Source organism: Pseudoalteromonas rubra (assembly GCF_000238295.3).
GTDB lineage: Bacteria > Pseudomonadota > Gammaproteobacteria > Enterobacterales > Alteromonadaceae > Pseudoalteromonas > Pseudoalteromonas rubra.
The window spans coordinates 829,234-846,592 of the sequence record NZ_AHCD03000044.1 but is presented as its reverse complement, the minus strand read 5'-3'; the positions used below and the strand labels follow the sequence as shown (position 1 = coordinate 846,592).

Sequence of the window (17,359 nt, the reverse complement as noted above, 5' to 3'; positions counted from 1 at the left end):
AGGAACAGGAAATGTTAGCTAAGCATTTGAAATTAGTGAACAAAATACTAACCCCGCTATTTTTTACATCTATTTTGGCCAACGTTCAAGCGCAAGAGATCAACTTTTTTGCAATCGCTGATCCCCAGTTTGGCTGGTCTGACAGTGCCGGTACCCGCCGTGCACAAAACACCATGCGAGACTCCGCCATTCTTGCATCTAAGTGTACAAACTGTATTAAAGCAATCCCTATTGCTGGCGACCTAACTATGGATGGTGATGGGCGCACCACCTACGGCAACGCACATAAACACATGGAGAGTTTTGGTGTCAAAGTGCTAGATGGGCTAGGTAATCATGATTCGCATGATTTAGCTGACGACGAAACAAGCTTTGACAACTACAGCGAGCTGCATTCATACGAAGATCTTTATAATAAAGGTTGGAAAATTTTTGATGAGTACCACACCAATATTGATGGTGGCGATTGCTCTGGATTTAATCATAATCCAAAACATTATTGCACAAGTGCAGATGCATATTACTATACCGCAGCCCTTGCTCAACCTGGTACCTCATCATCCAACGCGGCTGCATACCTAATTCAGCTGCACAATCAAATTTACTCTAAAAATGCCGTTGCCTACTTAAAGCGTGCAATCAGCAAAATAGGCCCAGACAAACCCGTGATCATTGTCGGCCACTATCCCGGCGGTAGTTATTCGGGCGACTTTGTGTCCGCGGTAAGGGGCATCAACTTAGCAGCTATCATTCATGGACATTATCACTGTAACCAGGGTGGTGGTGGCGATCACTGCGACTACAAAGAAAATAGTCCGGGTTTTGTCATCGATGCGTTTAGCGGCAGTATCAAAAACAGGCACGGTAGTCCGGTACCCGTTGTTAACGTCAATGCGGCTTTTCATAATATTTTTTGGAGCATCTCGTTAGATACCTCCAGTAATAGAATCTCATTTAAACGCTATAACCGAGCACACATAGGCGATGCTGCAGCCTATTCTAGTGGGGACTTTAACACCATAGTCAACCAGGTAACCACACATGGTGATAACAATGGATATAATCAGCCTTATCGTTCAAGCGCAGCACTGACTTGCAGTTTTGGCGGCGATACACGCCGCTGCATTGACCAAATTCGTGGCGGCACAATGATCCCATCTGGCTATTATGCACAACGCCAACCAACCGACGGCTACTGGGGTGGCTGGGGTAATGTAGTAACATGTGCTGCTAATAACTATGTGTATGGATATCGCATGCGCAGTGAACCACCTCAAGGCAGTGGAGACGATACCGCGCTCAATGATGTAGAGCTATATTGCGCGCCCAGGGGCAGTAACAGTTACTACAGAATTTTCAGCAAATACGCCTCGTGGGGTAACTGGAGCTCAAATGCATTTTGTTCAGGAGGCTATAACCCTGTTACTGGGTTTAGAATGAGAACAGAGCCGCCACAAGGAGGCGGTGATGATACTGCCGCTAACGATGTACAGCTCTACTGTCAGAACGGTGCATTGATCTCAGCAGGCGCAAACAGTGGCTGGGGCGATTGGAGTAGTCGATATTCATGTCCATCAGGTCAGGCTGTTACCGGCATTATTACGCGAGTTGAGGACTCTCAGGGTGGTGACGATGATACAGCTCTTAATGGCGTAAGACTGATTTGTGCACCGTTTTAAAGCCACTGATTAATACATTGAGCTGCGCCAAAATGGCGCTGCTCAAAGTCACCTAAAATGTCATTGTCCACATTATTCGCTAAAATCACTTTCCTTTCGGCTTAAAGGCCTTTTCGCGTGAATCTGGCAACGCGCTTCCGTGTTAACGCGCTACCGTCTTGTAAACATCACTTCTGAAAGCCGCTTTACGGCCATAAATCACTTGCCCGTCACGCACATCAAACCCCATATAAGAGCCTATGTCTTGGCGAGACAAAGGGTGTAATCCTTCATCGCTCAGTTTATATCGGGCCAACTCGTGCCACTCTTTGGTCATCAGATACACTATGCCATTCTCTATTTCCAGATTTGAAAAAGGCTCCAGCTCTCCTATTTTTTCTCCTTGTGCCTGCTCAATACCATTCAAAATACTGGCAAACGCAAAGCGATACAGGACATGTTCCATGTCTGTCAGATACACATACTCGGGCGTTGCAGGATCCGTTAATGCGGTTATCCAGCCTTCTGGCAGCTGCGCAACTTGCTGCATCTGGCGATTGTAAATTTGCACGCGTTTTAGCTCATTTTGCTTCACAGACAACGCAAACAAGCTATTACTTAGCCAACTTTGCTGATAAATATAGCCATCGAAAAATAAGGTATTGCCTTGCTGTGCCTCAGTGGTGGGGATCAGCCACATGGCATGGTTGTCGTGATTGATCAGCAAAAACTCATCATCAGGTGACAAGGCCATGTCTCTCAGACGCGCGTGATCGGGTAGTCTGGGAAGCGGTCTGGCCTGCTCCTGTGGCTTCTGATAATACACCTGTGAGCTGCCAGAACGGTCAGAAATAAAATACACACCCGTGTCGGTATGTGCTAAACGGGGCGAACGGTCCAGTCCGTTACTGTTATCCAGCACAAAGCCTGTTTCCAGCCACTGCAGTTCAATGTCTTTGTCATAAGTTGTGAAGATATAGTCCTTACCATTACTATGGCGAGCAATGTTACAGCAGATTTTATCGCTGAGGCTACTGAGCAAAGTCGGCTGGCTGGCTGTGAAAGACTGATGATACATCTGAGTTCGCGGACTAGACGAGGAAAATACAATGCCTCTATGGTTGTGATCCCAAATTGCGCCGTGCATCAGGCCGGTTCGGGCAACCTGTAACGCTTGCTGGCCTGATCCAGGCTCATAAGTTATCACTCTGCTGTTTCCGTCAATAGTGTGTGCTGTCAGCAACAGCTCACTTGTGTTCGGGTGAGCATCCAGGTAAGCCAGCCGCCATGTTGACTCCAGCTCAGTTGGCAATTTACTTATTTCCCCAGCGAAATTAAAGGCATATAAATCGTTTTTATGCTCGAAACGGCGTTCATGTGCCAGTGCATATATGCGGTCTTCGGCTGCAACGTAAATACTGTCATGATAAATAAGATCACAGTTGTACAGAGCTTCTGATGGCGGAGCGAGTTGCTGTGCAGCCAGGTCCAGCCTGGCTTTAAACCAACCACACCGCTGCTGATAGTAGCCTTTAAAGACCAAATACTCGCCCTGACTGCCGAGCAATTGTTGTAAATGATAACCCGGGGCATCTACAGACCTTGGTAAAGCGCGATTGTCCCGCTCGTAATCAGCCACCCACAAACTGCGCCCCTGCTCCGCGGTGACATTTAAAAAAGCAACATGAGACTGAGATGCCAGGACAATAGGAAACATCTTGCCACCGCTAACCCGGCTCAACGCCTGGCTCTCTCCATACTGCAATGAAGGTGAACGACTATAGTACCAGGCAAGACTACTCAGTAATCCAGCCACTAATAGCACTCCCAGCAGCAGATAACGCGATGAGCCAGACTTTTGCGTCACCGTTTTCACTGACGACGCAGCTGACACTTCCTCCCCGCCTGAATTGATGGGCGCAATAAAGCGATAACCTTGTTTAGGCACAGTCTGGATGTATTGCGGCGCCTTAGGGTCATCACAAAACACTTTTCTCAGATTGGCCACCAGCTTGTTAATAGCATTATCCGTTACGATAGAGCCTTGCCAGATCGCGCTTTGTAATTCATCCCGCCCGATAATTCGATTGGGGTTGTTGATAAAAAATGTCAGTAATGAGAGCTGCCGTGGATCCAGTGTAATACTATGCTCACCGTTAATCAGCTCATTGGTTTGTTGGTAAAGGCGAAACTCGCCGATTTGTATAAAATCCATGGATTTCTCATCAATCCTCTGCCATGTCACTAGCCGTTAAGTAGCTTAAAGCTGGCAAATTTGGGCTCGTTATTATTCTTCTGCTATTACGTCTTTGTGCTCGCAGGCAGCGAGGGGGACCATGACGAAACAAATTAGGGTTTAGTCTATGATCATCTCGTTGCTTTGCAACCCGCCAGTGAAAAATCGTTGCAAAAACCCTCCTCTTCTGAACAAATTACAGTCAAAACTCAATTCCTTTCAAAAAAATTGCATACAATAGCCAGTATCACTGGTATTGCTGAGGTTTCCTGCTTTTTAAAATTCACTTTTTCGACTTATAAACTATGCTTACCCTGCTCACTAAATAACCAAAGGAAGGGCGAGTTTATTTCGCTAAATAGAACAGGTGTGTTTATGAAAAGTCTAAAATTACTACTAGCAGCCTTTGGCCTGACAGCCATATTGGCTGGGTGTGGCGGCTCATCTGATAGTGGCCCCTCACCCAACCCAAACCCAAATCCCAACCCTGGTGGAGAAAACCAGGCACCTTCGGTCAGTATTACTGGCGATAACGAAGCACTTGAGAGAACTGCTGTGTCGCTGAAAGCCAATGCGACAGACAGCGATGGCGAAATCGCCAGCTACAGCTGGAGTGTCACATCAGGTCCTGCAACGACATTAAACAACAGCACAACCAGCGATGTCAGCTTCACAACGCCCGAAGTAACCACAGATACCGCCATGACTATTGCGGTGACCGTAACCGATGACGATGGTGCAACTTCCACAGCCACGAAAAGCTTCACCGTTAAACGTTTGGTGAGATCAGTCACACTTAACGGTATAGTGACCGATGCACCAGTCGCAAATGCCTCTTTGATGGTGTACGTAGGCGATGAATCCTTTCCGGCGACCGCGGGTAACGATGGTACTTACACCATTCAACTTGATGTTGATGACTCAGCGGTTAATCGGCTCATTCGTATTCAGGCCAATGGTGGAACCAACCAGGAAAATGTCGAGTTCTATTCACAGCTTGAGAGCTTTGCGGCTGTCGCGACTCAGGCTGGTGACGACGGCATAGTCAATAGCAGCGAGAACTTTGGTGTGAACATTACCAATGTAACAACTGCAGAATACGCGCTGGTTACACGCTCCGTGGGCGGTGTACCGCAAACCACAGACCAGCTGAACAATGCGCTGGTCGGGGTTGATGCCAACGAAAAACTGACCTTATCCGCACTGATAAAGCTGGTTGTTGATGGCAGCGGCGATACCAAATTCTCATTACCTGCGGGTGCAAACAACACCTTTGAACTGGTTTCAAGCCAAAGTGCCATTGATGAGCTGACGAATACAATCAATGACACGGACCCGACTTTAATTGACACAACCAAAGAATCCATTAAAAACGACGACAAGCTCGTTGATAATGGCGAAGGCTCCATTGTTGGTTCCTACCTGATTGGCTCAACAAGATACTTCCGTAGCCACTTTACCGAAATGACATTAAACGAGGACGGCACAGGCACATTCACCGATCATACCAGCGGTACCATCACCTGGACACAAGCGACTGACGGAGCAGTGAGTATTGTTTTTGGTGACGGTATTTTCTCACCCAGGCACAGCTGTAAAAATGCCGAAGGCATGAGCTATACCTGCTACTCACGGTACAAAACCGCAACGTTCAGCATTTACGATGACAATGACTTTGCCAAAGCAATCAGCCTGACCGGCGTGCGTGATGAGATCAAAGCCGATGACGATACCGTTTTAAATGCGGATGTGTCTGACACTGAAGATTTCACTATGGTTGTGCGTGGCAACACCATTACCCCCACTGCAGCGCAAATGCAGGGAGTATGGCACTTTGATCAAATGTACTACCTGATGGCGGGTGAAACAGGCAACGAGTACTACCTTCCGCAAGCCAGTAAAATGATGTTTAACCAGGATGGCACCGGTAAATCGACCTTACCTGGTGGCACCGAGCGTGATTTCAGCTGGGAAGTGAGTGCTAATAATCTGGTTGTGATGCTTGCCAAAACTGACACAATGGAAGCACAAACACTCACCTACTGGTTATTAAAGTCTCTGCAAGGTGGATTCCAATTCTGGGCAATTACCAATGATGCTGTGGCCACTGAACCAGACAAGATGGCGTCAATGACGCACCGTCACCGCACCGGTATCATGATGCCTGAACAAAATGTCACCCTGAATAATGCGATGGCACTTGGGCGCTTTGTTCCTTACCAAGGGGCAAACCTGCCGCAAAATTACTTCTTCGACAACTATATCAATGGTGTTACCTATTCACAGCTGAATAAGTACACTCAGTCCTGGGTAGTAAATAATAATACCCTCTCTACCAACTTTTACTACGACAATGTAAATCAGCGTAATGTATACCAATGTCCTGAAGACGCTACACCTGAGAGCTGTGTCATTAACTCCAGCAACAGCTATGATGTCCTCTCAATGGATGGTAACACTTGGTATGTACGCGTTGGCTTTACCAATATATTTGACCCGGGCACGTTCTCTACTTATTTGCTCAAATACGTGAAAACTGAAACGACCTTAACTCAATTTGACTATATGTGGATGGATAACCGTATTTTCCACATTCTGAACGGCGGTTTTCAGGCCGAGTTAAAATACTACTTCCTGAATTACAGCGACGATGACACCTTTACCCGGGTAATTCGTGACAGTAACTTTAGCGAAATTGGTACTTACTCTGTTAAGTCAGGCAAGCTACATTCTGATGAGTCTGGGTCGGTTACAGTGAGTGACCTGAAAGGCTTTGATCGCGACTATATCAAGGTTTGTAATTACCCATTAGACACTAACTGCGACCAGGGTGAGGAAATGACCTACTACCTCAATGCTGGCGCAGCAGACAAAGCAAATATGATACAACCTCCAGTGCCAGTTTACTCAACCGACCCACTTAACGGCGCCTGGTATGACCCGAACGAGCCCGACTTTGTCGTGGTGATCCGTGACGGTAAATGGGTGCATATGGAATTAAAATCAGACGACACTCCTGATGCGATGGCGGGTCTGGAAGTCGGTTATGCCAGTTGGGATGACAGCACAGGTGAGTTTATGGTTGATAAAGTATTTGACGCCAATGGTTCGTATGGCTTTGATTCTGCGCTCAAACACACCATGATGATAGATGGAAATACCCTGACAGTCGATGTTGAGGGTGAGCCCTCGTTCACCTTCACCCGTCTGATAGACGCAAATAACCCCTTGATCGGAGCATATGTTGAGTATCCACTGGATAGCGGACGGATCTGGGTAAGCGCATTCATGCCCGGTAACAAGTTCTTTGAAGCAGACTATGAAAGCGCCGATTCTGCCATGGCTGGAATCAACTATGGTAGCTTTAGCTATGATGCCAGCACGGGCCAAACTGAGCTAACGTTTGAACTGAATCAGCTCGCAGACAGTGACACGCGATTCGCCATGTTCCTGAACGGCGATGTGATCCAGTGGAAAGATGGCAATGACCTGGGCATAGTACAACGTGTTAAACCTATGTCTGGTCAACCTATGCTCGATAGCCACACTCTGATGTATGAACGCTATGCGCTTATCAATGGCGATCAGACTATGTATGTGGAGTTCCATAGCGGGAACTTAGCTGAGATGGTCACAGAAGGTAAAACTCGTGCCTTCACTTGGTCAGTGAATCAGGGACAATTGATGCTGATGGCAAACACCCCAGCTTCAGGGCTGAGTGCTGAAGGTTATGTCATTTCACCCAGCTCTATGCTCAATGATGGCTGGAAAGTGTCTGTGCTGAAAATGATGGAGCCGGACCCAGCCACTGAAAACGACCCAACCAGCTCATATATGCGATTTGATGCAGATATGCGCCGATAAGTAGTGGCCATGCGCGATCCCTTCACCTCTGAAGGGATCGCCATTTCCCGCTTAGTTTGCTAGCCGGGATAGCTCCGCAATGGCCAATTCGACATCTCGTTGTTCAGTACGCCAGTTGCTAAATGCACACCGTATCACAGGGCTCCCCAGCCACCTGCCCGGCGTCATAAATACCTGACCAGCTTTATTTAACTGTGCCAACAGAGCCTCCGTATCATAGGTATTTGCTGCGCTGGCCGAGAACACAACCACATTCAACTCACAGGGTTTCACAAGTTCATACTCTGATGAAGCATCGATCCAGTTGGCCAAAGTTGCCGCCTGCGTCACGTTTCGTTGGATCTGCGCCTTGATACCTTGTTTACCATAAGCGAGCAAAGTAGCCCAGACAGGCAAGGCTCTAAAACGTCTTGAGTTTTCAATTCCCAAAGACATAAAAGGAAACGCCTCTTCGCTGTTTGCCAAATAAGGTGCATCCACATTGCAGGTTGCAAACAAAGTATGCGGATGGCGAGTCAAAAATACGCCGCAGTCATAGGGTACATTTAACCACTTGTGACAATCCAGTGTAATGCTATCTGCCAGTTCAATCCCTTGTGTTTTACCATTTGGGCCACTCAGTAGTCGCTCAAAAATACCAAATGCACCATCCACATGTAACCAGGCCTTATGTCGGCGACATAGCTGCGCTACCCGAGTAAGATCGTCATAATCTGTTCCGGTCACCGTTGCTGCACTGGCAATCACGATTTTTCCCGGGCTATCACACTCACTCAGCTTGCGGGCCAGATCGTCTATCTCCATGGCTTCAGTACCGGGTTCTCTGGCAATCTGGACCCAGCTTTCCTGACCTAACCCTGCCAGCCCGAGCGCTTTAACCATACTGGCATGAGGCGTCGCGGCAAACACAGTGCAATCCAAATCTTTGCATCCGACTTTCGCAACGTCTATCCCTTGTCTCAGTCCAGCTTCCTGCCTGGCAGTCATTGCGCCCAACACATTGGCGGCTGTCGCACCAGTGGTCATCACTCCCTCAAACACCGCGGGAAGCTCAAATAACTCTGTTAACCATTTGATAGCCTGGCGTTCTACCTGGCTGGCAACCGAATCTCCGCCTTTCGATACATTTTGGTTGTACAAGGTGACCAGCCAGTCGGCATAAGTCGCAACAGGATTCGCGCCACCGGTGACAAATCCCCAATAACGCCCGCCGTTACTGGCTGAAAGCTGTGGTGCGATTTCGTCGTTAAAAATCTGGCTGAATGCCTCGAATCCCGCAGGCTGATCGCCGAGCGCTCGCGCTTCCAGACATGCGTTCGGATTGCTTACCCTGCGGGTATCAAGCGAGTCCCGAAACTCATTGCATGCTTGCTCCAACGCTGCAAGCAACTGCGTATAAGTTGGTAAAGATTGAGATAATAATGAATGCATGATGGCTCCTTTTAACTTTACGCTCTCACTGTAACGTGATAGAAAAAAGGTAACAGATACAAAAAATGCAATTTTTTAGATAACAGATGAGCAAACAGGCAAAATACAAAGTATTAGCAGAGCAGTTTATCTGTGCCATGGACGGCGGGGAATATCCACAAGATCAGCCTTTGCCATCATTACGTCAACTCAGTGCCCTGCATCAGGTCAGTATGACCACGGCACTGGCCTGTTATAGATATCTTGAGTCTCTCGGCTACATTCGCGCAGATCCCAAACGCGGCTTTTTTCCCTGCTCAGAACACACTCCGCCCCCACTTACTGAGCATGCACAATTTAATGTCCAGATCAGTACGTTACCGAAAACCCCACCACGACGACTCAGGTCGGGATTTGCCACCGCACAGCTCGACGCCAGCCTGATAGATACGCAGCAACTGCGTGCCTCACTGAACCGAACGATGAGAGGCAATCTCAGCATGTTTAATTATGGCGATCCACTCGGTGAGCCAGTACTGAGGCGAGCCCTGTCAGAGCACCTCAAAATGCAAGGCTTTATGTTGCAGGAACAGGCATTGATCATCACACAGGGCTGCCTGGATGCGGTAAAAACAGCGCTGGAGATCACAACCAAAGAGCAGGAAGTGATAGCAATCCCTTCGCCATGCTATACCGGCTTACTGGATACACTGAGTGTAATGGGCAGGCAAGTACTGGAAATCCCCAGTAACCAGGATGGTATAGATCTGGTCCAGTTAGAAAATGCCATGGCCAGGCAAACAATTGCAGCCTGCCTGATCAGCGCTAACTTTCAAAACCCAACGGGCCACAGCCTCAGCACACAACAAAAGCAGTCTCTCGCACGGATGGCAAAACAATATCAAATCCCGGTGATCGAAGACGATGTCTATCGGGAACTCAGCCACACGGGCACGACGCCGTTGCCTGTAAAGCATTTTGATGAAGACGGCTGGGTAATATGGTGCAGCAGTATTTCCAAGACACTGGCGCCTGGGTTCAGGCTTGGCTGGTGTGCACCTGGACGTTTTCACCAAACCTATAGCGACCTGATCCGGGTTCGTTCTTTAGGCTGTAACCGACCGCTCCAGTTGGCACTGGCAGATTATATCAGCCGGGGACATTACGCCCGCTATCTGAAAAAACTCAACCAGACGCTTGCCTTACAATGCAGCCGATACATCCAGATTTTGACACAATTGCTACCAGCTAACATCAACCTCAGCCGTCCCCAGGGTGGGCTGGTATTGTGGTTTGAGTTACCACAGGTCGATACTCAGCAACTTCAGGCACAACTGCGTGATGAGCAGATTTATATACTCTGTGGCGATGCGTTTTCGACGACTGAACTCTATCATAACTATGTTCGGCTGAACTTTGGTCAATGCCTGAGCTCAGAAATTGAATCACAGCTTGTTCGTTTTACTCAACTCGTCGACCAGAATCGGTGTCAAAAATCAGTCAAAGGTGAAACTAAAACTGGTACAAAACCTGCTTAATTTTCAAACTACGAATTATGCGGTAATGACTATCATGGATCTGACACAGGATGAGCTGGACTATATTCACCTGGTGGTGGAAACCTCTCAGCTCGATTTATTTCAGGCACACGCCAATTTATGTAGTGAGTTAAAGGCGTTTACCAGTGACCTGCTTGAAGAGCTGGCCCAGCACGAGGCCAGTTACGCCCAAACTGAGCGTCTGCTCGATTCACACCTGCGCACTGCCAATATCGTTGACTTTCCAGCTCAACCAATGAGCTCTGCGTTTAGCCAAAATAACAGTCAGTGGCATCCGGATCACCAGACGCTGCTATCCATCATTGATGATCTGCCGCATATCGTCGAAGGGCATGGCATGCCACGTAGCTGGCGATTCACCCCTTACCCGTCTGTACGGTTATTACTGAACTTCCCCCGGGCATCTTTTCATGTCGATTCTTTGTCACTCACTGGTGCCCGCATCTGTACTTTCCCGCTCAACGCTGCGCAGTATGAAGACATGTTTACTGTGCGCGGTGCCAGCCTGATGCTACCAAACGGACAATGTATTCATGTGGATATCGCATCAGTGGCCAGCCGGGGCTCACATCGACTGGCGTTGAAATTCGATCATTACACCGTGGCAAGCCCAACACTAAAAGTCTTTGTGGTCAGCAATTATGTCCGGCTGCATGGCTGGCATTAAGCACTAGATGGTTTGATAAACAACCCGGGCAGCCAGCAGCAAAAATGTACAGCCAAGTATCTTATCAATAACAGCCTGCTTTGCAGTCAGGTCAAATCGGTCTCGGGCTGATGCTGTCACGACGGATACAAAGAAATACCACAGCGCGTCAATCACCAGCACCGTCATACACATAATCACTGCCGTCTGAAGTGTTAACGCTTCAGGGTCGATAAACTGAGAGAACAATGCGAGGAAAAAAATAGCCAGTTTTGGATTTAGAAAGGCAATGGCAAAGCCATCTTTTGCCGCTGCAATATAGCTCTTAGCATCATGCTCGTTGGCAACCTCGATACCACTACTTTTGCTGGTAAGGATCTTGTAACCCATATAGGCAAGATAGGCGGCGCCGGCATATACCAGGCCCTGATAAACCAACGGGAATTGCTCAATCAAACTCGCTAAACCCAGTAAAGATAAGCTCGCATAGATCCCCACTCCCAAACCGTGAGACAAACTCGCGACGATACCATGTTGAGCACTATGATACAGGCTGTAACGCAACACAACTGCCAAACTTGGCCCCGGAGACATAGCTCCCACACAACATATAAACGCCAGACTCAACCAAGCCGTTAATTCCATCACATTATCCCGCTTTACAAAAAAGTGCTCATTCTAACCGAGCTAAATGTGCGGGCCAATGTTTTAATGCGACTAAATAGCGTGACTATGCAATTACCCACTCTTTAGTGCAGCGCAATTATCCAACTCTGAGTCAGTTATCATGGCTTGTAAGCAAAATATAAACCAGCCAAACGATGCCACTGACAGCAAACAATGTCGCAACTGCAATAGCGATCCACTTTACCAGCACATCAAAGAGGTTATTGTTGTTTTCAGTTTTCATGTCTTCTCTCCCTGACTGAATACATTTCAGTACTTTAGCGATATGACATTCCCTAAATCCACCCCAAAAGTGTGACCGAGAGTTCATACCAATCATTTTATGCAGAGAAATAAATGCCCATGAAAACCATGACTGCCTGCCACGATCCAGAAGTCTAAATTTACCTGTTCATTCTTGCAAAATTGAAATTGGTAAAGAAAAGTGAACCACACACTATGGCCAGTACTTGATAGCGTAACTCCCTTTTAATTATTCTGTTAAGAGGCATTTTCGCACTTACCAACACCTTGGTTAACGCCTTGCACGCGCATGTACCAGTTTTGAGTGTCTGCCAACTTGGCCTTAATGTCTTCGACATAAGATGGTGACCCCTTAATTGGCTCTATGTCACCGAAGTAATTGCCGTCGATCCAAAGCACTCCTGCGGGAAGCATATAACCGCGCCACCCAACATGTTCTAAAGTGTATGTACACTTGATTATTGAAACCAAATGCTCAGTAAAAGCAGTTTCGTATTGTTCGAGGAGATCTGCTTTAGTTTTGACTTGATTAGAGAGTGGATAGGCAAATAACTCTGACACTTTGTTTCGCTCGTTGGCTAACACAAACTCCCGAAACCCTTCATAGAATTTGCTTGCATCTGTCTCAGCAGACAGCAAGCGTTCTGCTGCACTCATGCTGCTATAAACAACGGTAAAAATATAAATTATCATTCGACCCATCTTTACCTCTAAGCGCCGCAAATAAACGGCTAGAAACAGTTGGCTAAAATTTGTAAGGCACGCGCAAAGTCCGCACTTTAATTTGTTTTGTTATGTGCTTCTTACTTTATTTTTTCTATAGCTGAAAAGTAAAAAAACTGAGAGTAAAACAGCATTAATTAATATTGATGTCATTATGCTTCCAATGATTGCACTGCAGGTACCTGCACACAATGCTTTTGGCGACAACACCACACCGAGCAAGCTTAGAACAAGGCTAAATACAAGTAACCACTTTTGTGAAATCCAGTGCAAACTTTGAGGCTTTAATAAAAACGGCAGGATGAGAGCAAAAGGAGTAGCAGCCCAAATTACTTTGACAATAAAATCCATAATTCACCTAAGCACATAACGTCCCAAAGCAGGGGCTTTTGCAAGTATTTTTGCAGAACGAAACGAGTAAAAGTCCTGCTGACTTTGGTTGCTATATGCGTACTACTTACAAACATCTCTCTTACGATTATAGTTAACTGCTTCAACTGGACTGAAACGGCCTTCTTTTAATAGCTTTATTTCTACTGAGTAGCTAGTAACCAGCGGACGTGCTTCTGTAAGTGTTATTTTGTATTGCTCATTAGGTTTGATGTTCATTATGTAAAAAGATTCACCAGTTAAGCCACCTGCTCCTGTCGCGTTATAACCTATGTGAGCAACAACTTTACCTGTTGGTAACAGAGATTCTTGAGTTCTGGTATCTTTATTTACGGATGATGTTGAGATTGCTTTCGGGGCTGAGCTACAAAAATCATCGAACTCATATGTATCAACGTAAGCATAGGAATTCATCAGCGGTGGCATATGGACGGCTGAAAAGTTTGGAGAGTAAAAAATTAATTTTGCCGTTTCAAATTTGTAATTTTTATCTATAGTTGATGCGAGTTCTCGAGTTGCAGAACAAGCACTTAATAACAATACTAATGCAGCAACGACTATGTAATTTTTCAATTTAAACTTCCTAAGTTTGTATGCACCGGAGTGCATATAACACCCTTTTAAAAAGCAAGAACTTTTAAGTGACATATATGGCCGCTCCAGCGATGTCTATTCCTTAATGACTACACTTAAATTTAAATAGTCACCAATGTGACCAGCGAGTTCTTTTACGCTTGATAATTCTTTAAAATCCGCTAATTTTAGAGAGTTTCCGTATATTGTAATCAGAGATAAATCATACGAATCAGTATCGCCTGAATAGACTCTAATTTGTACATTTTTTACGTCAGAATAATTGAGTAAAAATTTGCTATTTTTCAAAATCTTCTGACTTATTCCATCAAATGCAAACTTTTCACCTAACACTATAAATTTAAGGGAGGTTACAACATTTGAAATCAACAATACTGCAATAACAATAAAAAACAAGATTGAAGGTTTTTCTTTAATGAATGATAAAAGTGATTCAGTCGAGTTTACTGAAGACAGGCCAAAATTATATGTGCTTAAAATAAGCCCAGCCAAAAAAGTACTCGAAAGTACAAAACCGATAACCTCACTTATTTTTGATCTGGTTAGTACCAGTTTTTGATTTTCTCTTTTAATTCTGAAAGGTTTCACCAAACTTTCCCTAGATGTGGAACAGACAATTAGACTCCCTCCTTCTATGCTTATTGTTAGCTAACTTTTATGATTGGAGTCATACAGTTATGTACAATACTACTGTAATCGATGTTGATTTAGCAAAAGATGTTTTGCAGGTTTGCGTGTACGCAAACAATCAGGTGTGTTCGGATGTAGAAATGACACTGTCCACTTCCCCTCTAGTGACACCCACAATTAGAATTTTAAGTGACACCCAGACAGATTCAATAAAGAAATGCAAAACCATCAAATGCTGCGCTTCCTATAAGCTCTGATCGGTGAAAGTCGTAAGTTTAATACCAATTTGCTTAATTAAGTGGTCTATTTTGAGGCGAGAAAATAGGGTCGATAACACCGCTCCCGCGTCCTGCTATCGCTGAGGCACCTACATCCATATAGGCGAGGCAAAAATTTTGCTATTTAGTTGTTCTAAATAAGAAATTTTTAACGCCGTTAGCGTCCTATTTGCTCCTTCAAATAGACCAGGTATTAAGTGAAATTGGTATAAGCATGAAATCCTGGAAAATAGTCAAGCTCAGATATTACGAGAACGTACCCAATCCTGAGTTTAGATAAGTCGGAATGATGTAAAAGAAAAAGTGTTAACCCAGTAATCGCTCGCACTGAATCAGGTTGGCTCGTCACCATTTATGAAGGTGCTCACAGTAATCTGTCATCTCTTGCTTTCGCCCGACCGCACCATGAAAGACCTTCGTAAACGGCGTAGGAAGCTGAGCTTTTTAAGTGACATATATGGAAGCTCCATATATGCCCTTGTAACGCTAAATTAATCAGATTGTTAGCTATGCCGCACGTTCAACTCTGAAACTGTAACAACCATAAGCAGCATATCTCGCAATTATGAAGCTTACCTTTTCATTGGTTAAAAACGCTTCAAGGTCTGACTCTGCTTGTTCTGGTGATGACAACTTCGCGTCTAATATACGCTCGTTTTCACAGTATGCTCTTAATACAAATGTATGACCTAAATAATCGGTTGCTGATCCGTTTGGCAATGGCAGTTTGTTAACATCAAATTCCTGACTCTTCGCGTTAGCCAACACAAAAATGGGACCATACTCTTTATAGGGGCCTGTTTTAGTGAAAGGACAATAACTGGCCAATATTAGTTCTTCACCAGCCTTTGCGCCACGAAGTACATCTCGACACGGTTCACCACCTTTAGCTAGCAATACTTCTACAGGTTGGTTTTGATCGTCTATACCTACATTTCTAACTTTATCTAAGAAATCCGATCTCACAGGTACTATTTTATATTTCATATGACTCCCTCAATAGCTAACAGATTATTGGTAAGACATTGCAAGGTCCGCTACCTTGTAAGGTGCTGATACGCTGCCTGATAAGGTGAGATGTGACCTCTGTATAGACAAACCAATAAAGATCCAAAAATTACAGTAAATCATACACTAATAAAAATAATGTTACATCTCAACAGATTGATAGCAAATTAGTTAGTCTAAAAAAATGCTACTGACACTCCCTGACAAAGCTACGTGTTTTACTGTCACCAACTTAAACAAGGAGACAAAAACATGAGCACAAATATCGTAGAAATCGCCACCTTCAAACTGGCTAACGGCGTCACTGAAGCAGACTTTCTGATTCAAAATGAACACTTTATGGCTTACGTTAAAACACAACCGGGACTGCTTTACCGCTCTGTGTCAAAGCATTCTGAAACCGGTGTTTACACTGACATTGTATACTGGAATACGCTTGAAGATGCCAAACGCGTGCAGGAAGCATTTGAGCACGAGCAGGTATGTCAGCAGTTTGCGGCGGTAATTGACAAAGAGAGCCTGTCACTCACATTAACTGAGGTAGTTGCGCAAACCCCTTGCAGTGAGTAACCTGATTCAGCCTATCAATGCCGGGATCATTTCCCGGCTTTTCCCCGGAGTAACCTAGTGCACAAATCTGAGCGTTTATTTCAGCTGGTTAACCTGCTTAAAGGACGGCGCCTGGCCATCACAGCTAAGCAACTTGCCGAACGGTTGAATGTGTCTGAGCGCACTATCTACCGCGACATTCAGCACCTTCAAAGCTCTGGCGTGCCTATCGAAGGCGAAGCTGGCATTGGTTACCTGATTGCACAGTGTGACTTGCCGCCCATGATGTTTACCGTTGCGGAGTTACAGTCTTTATTGTTAGGAACCCGTATGGCCAGCGCCTGGACTGATCCTGTGTTGTCGGAACATGCCAGCAGTGCAATGGCTAAAATTGAAGCCGCGCTTCCTGACCACCTTAAACAACAGCTGGACGACTTCCCCTATGTTGCCGCCAGCTTTGGTCACACCGAAGATCATCAAAGGTTCAGCAGTACATTACGTGAAGCTGTGGTTCAGAAACGCCAGGTCAGATTACACTACAAAGATGCCAAAGAGGCATATAGCGAGCGAGACATAGAGCCGCTCGGGCTTGTCTACTGGGGTGGTAAATGGACCATCATCGGCCATTGCCTTCTACGCAATGATTACCGTGAGTTTCGACTCGATCGAGTCTGTGACATCTCCCTGCTAACACATCCTTTTGAACTAACGAAAGAAAAGAATCTGCAACACTATATTGCCCTGGTTAAGGCAAAATACGCTGATGACACCGCCCAGACTGACCTTTAACCCCAGCTACCCGCCCGCCCTGTTCAAGTAGCAGACGAGTATAAATACTCATCTGATCTGTGTGCTTTTTTTACTCGATTGTTTTTATTTAATAA

Annotated in this window: 15 protein-coding genes; 6 read left to right on the top strand and 9 right to left on the bottom strand. The window is 45.7% G+C overall.

Going from position 1 to position 17,359, the window contains the following annotated elements:
* The first annotated feature begins 11 nt into the window (after positions 1-11).
* Entirely contained in the window at positions 12-1,679 is a 1,668-nt protein-coding gene (locus tag PRUB_RS24285) for a metallophosphoesterase (protein WP_010380535.1), read from the top strand.
* 142 nt (positions 1,680-1,821) lie between these two features.
* Here the strand turns inward: PRUB_RS24285 and PRUB_RS24280 are convergent, their stop codons facing one another.
* Positions 1,822-3,873, bottom strand: a complete 2,052-nt coding sequence (locus tag PRUB_RS24280; protein ID WP_010380533.1) for a winged helix-turn-helix domain-containing protein — start codon at positions 3,871-3,873, stop codon at positions 1,822-1,824.
* A 396-nt stretch (positions 3,874-4,269) separates the two neighbouring features.
* Here PRUB_RS24280 and PRUB_RS24275 point away from each other — a divergent pair, with 396 nt between their 5' ends.
* Positions 4,270-7,758, top strand: a complete 3,489-nt coding sequence (locus PRUB_RS24275) for a PKD domain-containing protein (protein ID WP_010380531.1) — start codon at positions 4,270-4,272, stop codon at positions 7,756-7,758.
* 51 nt (positions 7,759-7,809) lie between these two features.
* On the opposite strand, the gene PRUB_RS24270 is transcribed toward PRUB_RS24275, so the two are convergent.
* Positions 7,810-9,189, bottom strand: coding sequence for a pyridoxal phosphate-dependent decarboxylase family protein (locus PRUB_RS24270; RefSeq protein ID WP_010380528.1), 1,380 nt, complete (start codon positions 9,187-9,189; stop codon positions 7,810-7,812).
* A gap of 86 nt (positions 9,190-9,275) precedes the next feature.
* On the opposite strand from PRUB_RS24270, the gene PRUB_RS24265 reads away from it, so the two are divergent.
* Entirely contained in the window at positions 9,276-10,706 is a 1,431-nt protein-coding gene (locus PRUB_RS24265; protein WP_010380525.1) for an aminotransferase-like domain-containing protein, read from the top strand.
* Positions 10,675-11,394, top strand: coding sequence for a hypothetical protein (locus tag PRUB_RS24260; protein WP_010380523.1), 720 nt, complete (start codon positions 10,675-10,677; stop codon positions 11,392-11,394). Before PRUB_RS24265 ends, PRUB_RS24260 begins: the two co-directional genes overlap by 32 nt.
* A gap of 3 nt (positions 11,395-11,397) precedes the next feature.
* Here the strand turns inward: PRUB_RS24260 and PRUB_RS24255 are convergent, their stop codons facing one another.
* The 7 genes from PRUB_RS24255 to PRUB_RS24230 all read right to left on the bottom strand — a co-directional run bounded on the left by PRUB_RS24255 (position 11,398) and on the right by PRUB_RS24230 (position 15,905).
* Positions 11,398-12,018, bottom strand: a complete 621-nt coding sequence (locus PRUB_RS24255) for a LysE family translocator (protein ID WP_021032816.1) — start codon at positions 12,016-12,018, stop codon at positions 11,398-11,400.
* 133 nt (positions 12,019-12,151) lie between these two features.
* The gene (locus tag PRUB_RS26665) at positions 12,152-12,283 is read right to left on the bottom strand and encodes a hypothetical protein (protein WP_277925551.1); all 132 of its coding nucleotides are present in this window, start codon (positions 12,281-12,283) and stop codon (positions 12,152-12,154) included.
* 257 nt (positions 12,284-12,540) lie between these two features.
* Positions 12,541-12,996, bottom strand: a complete 456-nt coding sequence (locus PRUB_RS24250; RefSeq protein ID WP_010380518.1) for a hypothetical protein — start codon at positions 12,994-12,996, stop codon at positions 12,541-12,543.
* Positions 12,997-13,095: 99 nt separating this feature from the next.
* Positions 13,096-13,377, bottom strand: coding sequence for a hypothetical protein (locus tag PRUB_RS24245; protein ID WP_040644794.1), 282 nt, complete (start codon positions 13,375-13,377; stop codon positions 13,096-13,098).
* A 102-nt stretch (positions 13,378-13,479) separates the two neighbouring features.
* Positions 13,480-13,989, bottom strand: a complete 510-nt coding sequence (locus PRUB_RS24240) for a putative periplasmic lipoprotein (protein ID WP_010380516.1) — start codon at positions 13,987-13,989, stop codon at positions 13,480-13,482.
* Positions 13,990-14,085: 96 nt separating this feature from the next.
* The gene (locus tag PRUB_RS24235) at positions 14,086-14,598 is read right to left on the bottom strand and encodes a hypothetical protein (protein ID WP_010380514.1); all 513 of its coding nucleotides are present in this window, start codon (positions 14,596-14,598) and stop codon (positions 14,086-14,088) included.
* A gap of 827 nt (positions 14,599-15,425) precedes the next feature.
* Positions 15,426-15,905 (bottom strand): DUF1203 domain-containing protein, encoded by a 480-nt coding sequence (locus PRUB_RS24230; protein ID WP_010380513.1) that lies wholly within the window; start codon positions 15,903-15,905, stop codon positions 15,426-15,428.
* A 273-nt stretch (positions 15,906-16,178) separates the two neighbouring features.
* On the opposite strand from PRUB_RS24230, the gene PRUB_RS24225 reads away from it, so the two are divergent.
* Positions 16,179-16,496, top strand: coding sequence for a hypothetical protein (locus tag PRUB_RS24225; protein WP_010380510.1), 318 nt, complete (start codon positions 16,179-16,181; stop codon positions 16,494-16,496).
* A 57-nt stretch (positions 16,497-16,553) separates the two neighbouring features.
* On the top strand, positions 16,554-17,264 hold the full coding sequence (locus PRUB_RS24220) for a helix-turn-helix transcriptional regulator (protein WP_010380508.1): 711 nt from the start codon (positions 16,554-16,556) through the stop codon (positions 17,262-17,264).
* Positions 17,265-17,359 lie beyond the last annotated feature (95 nt).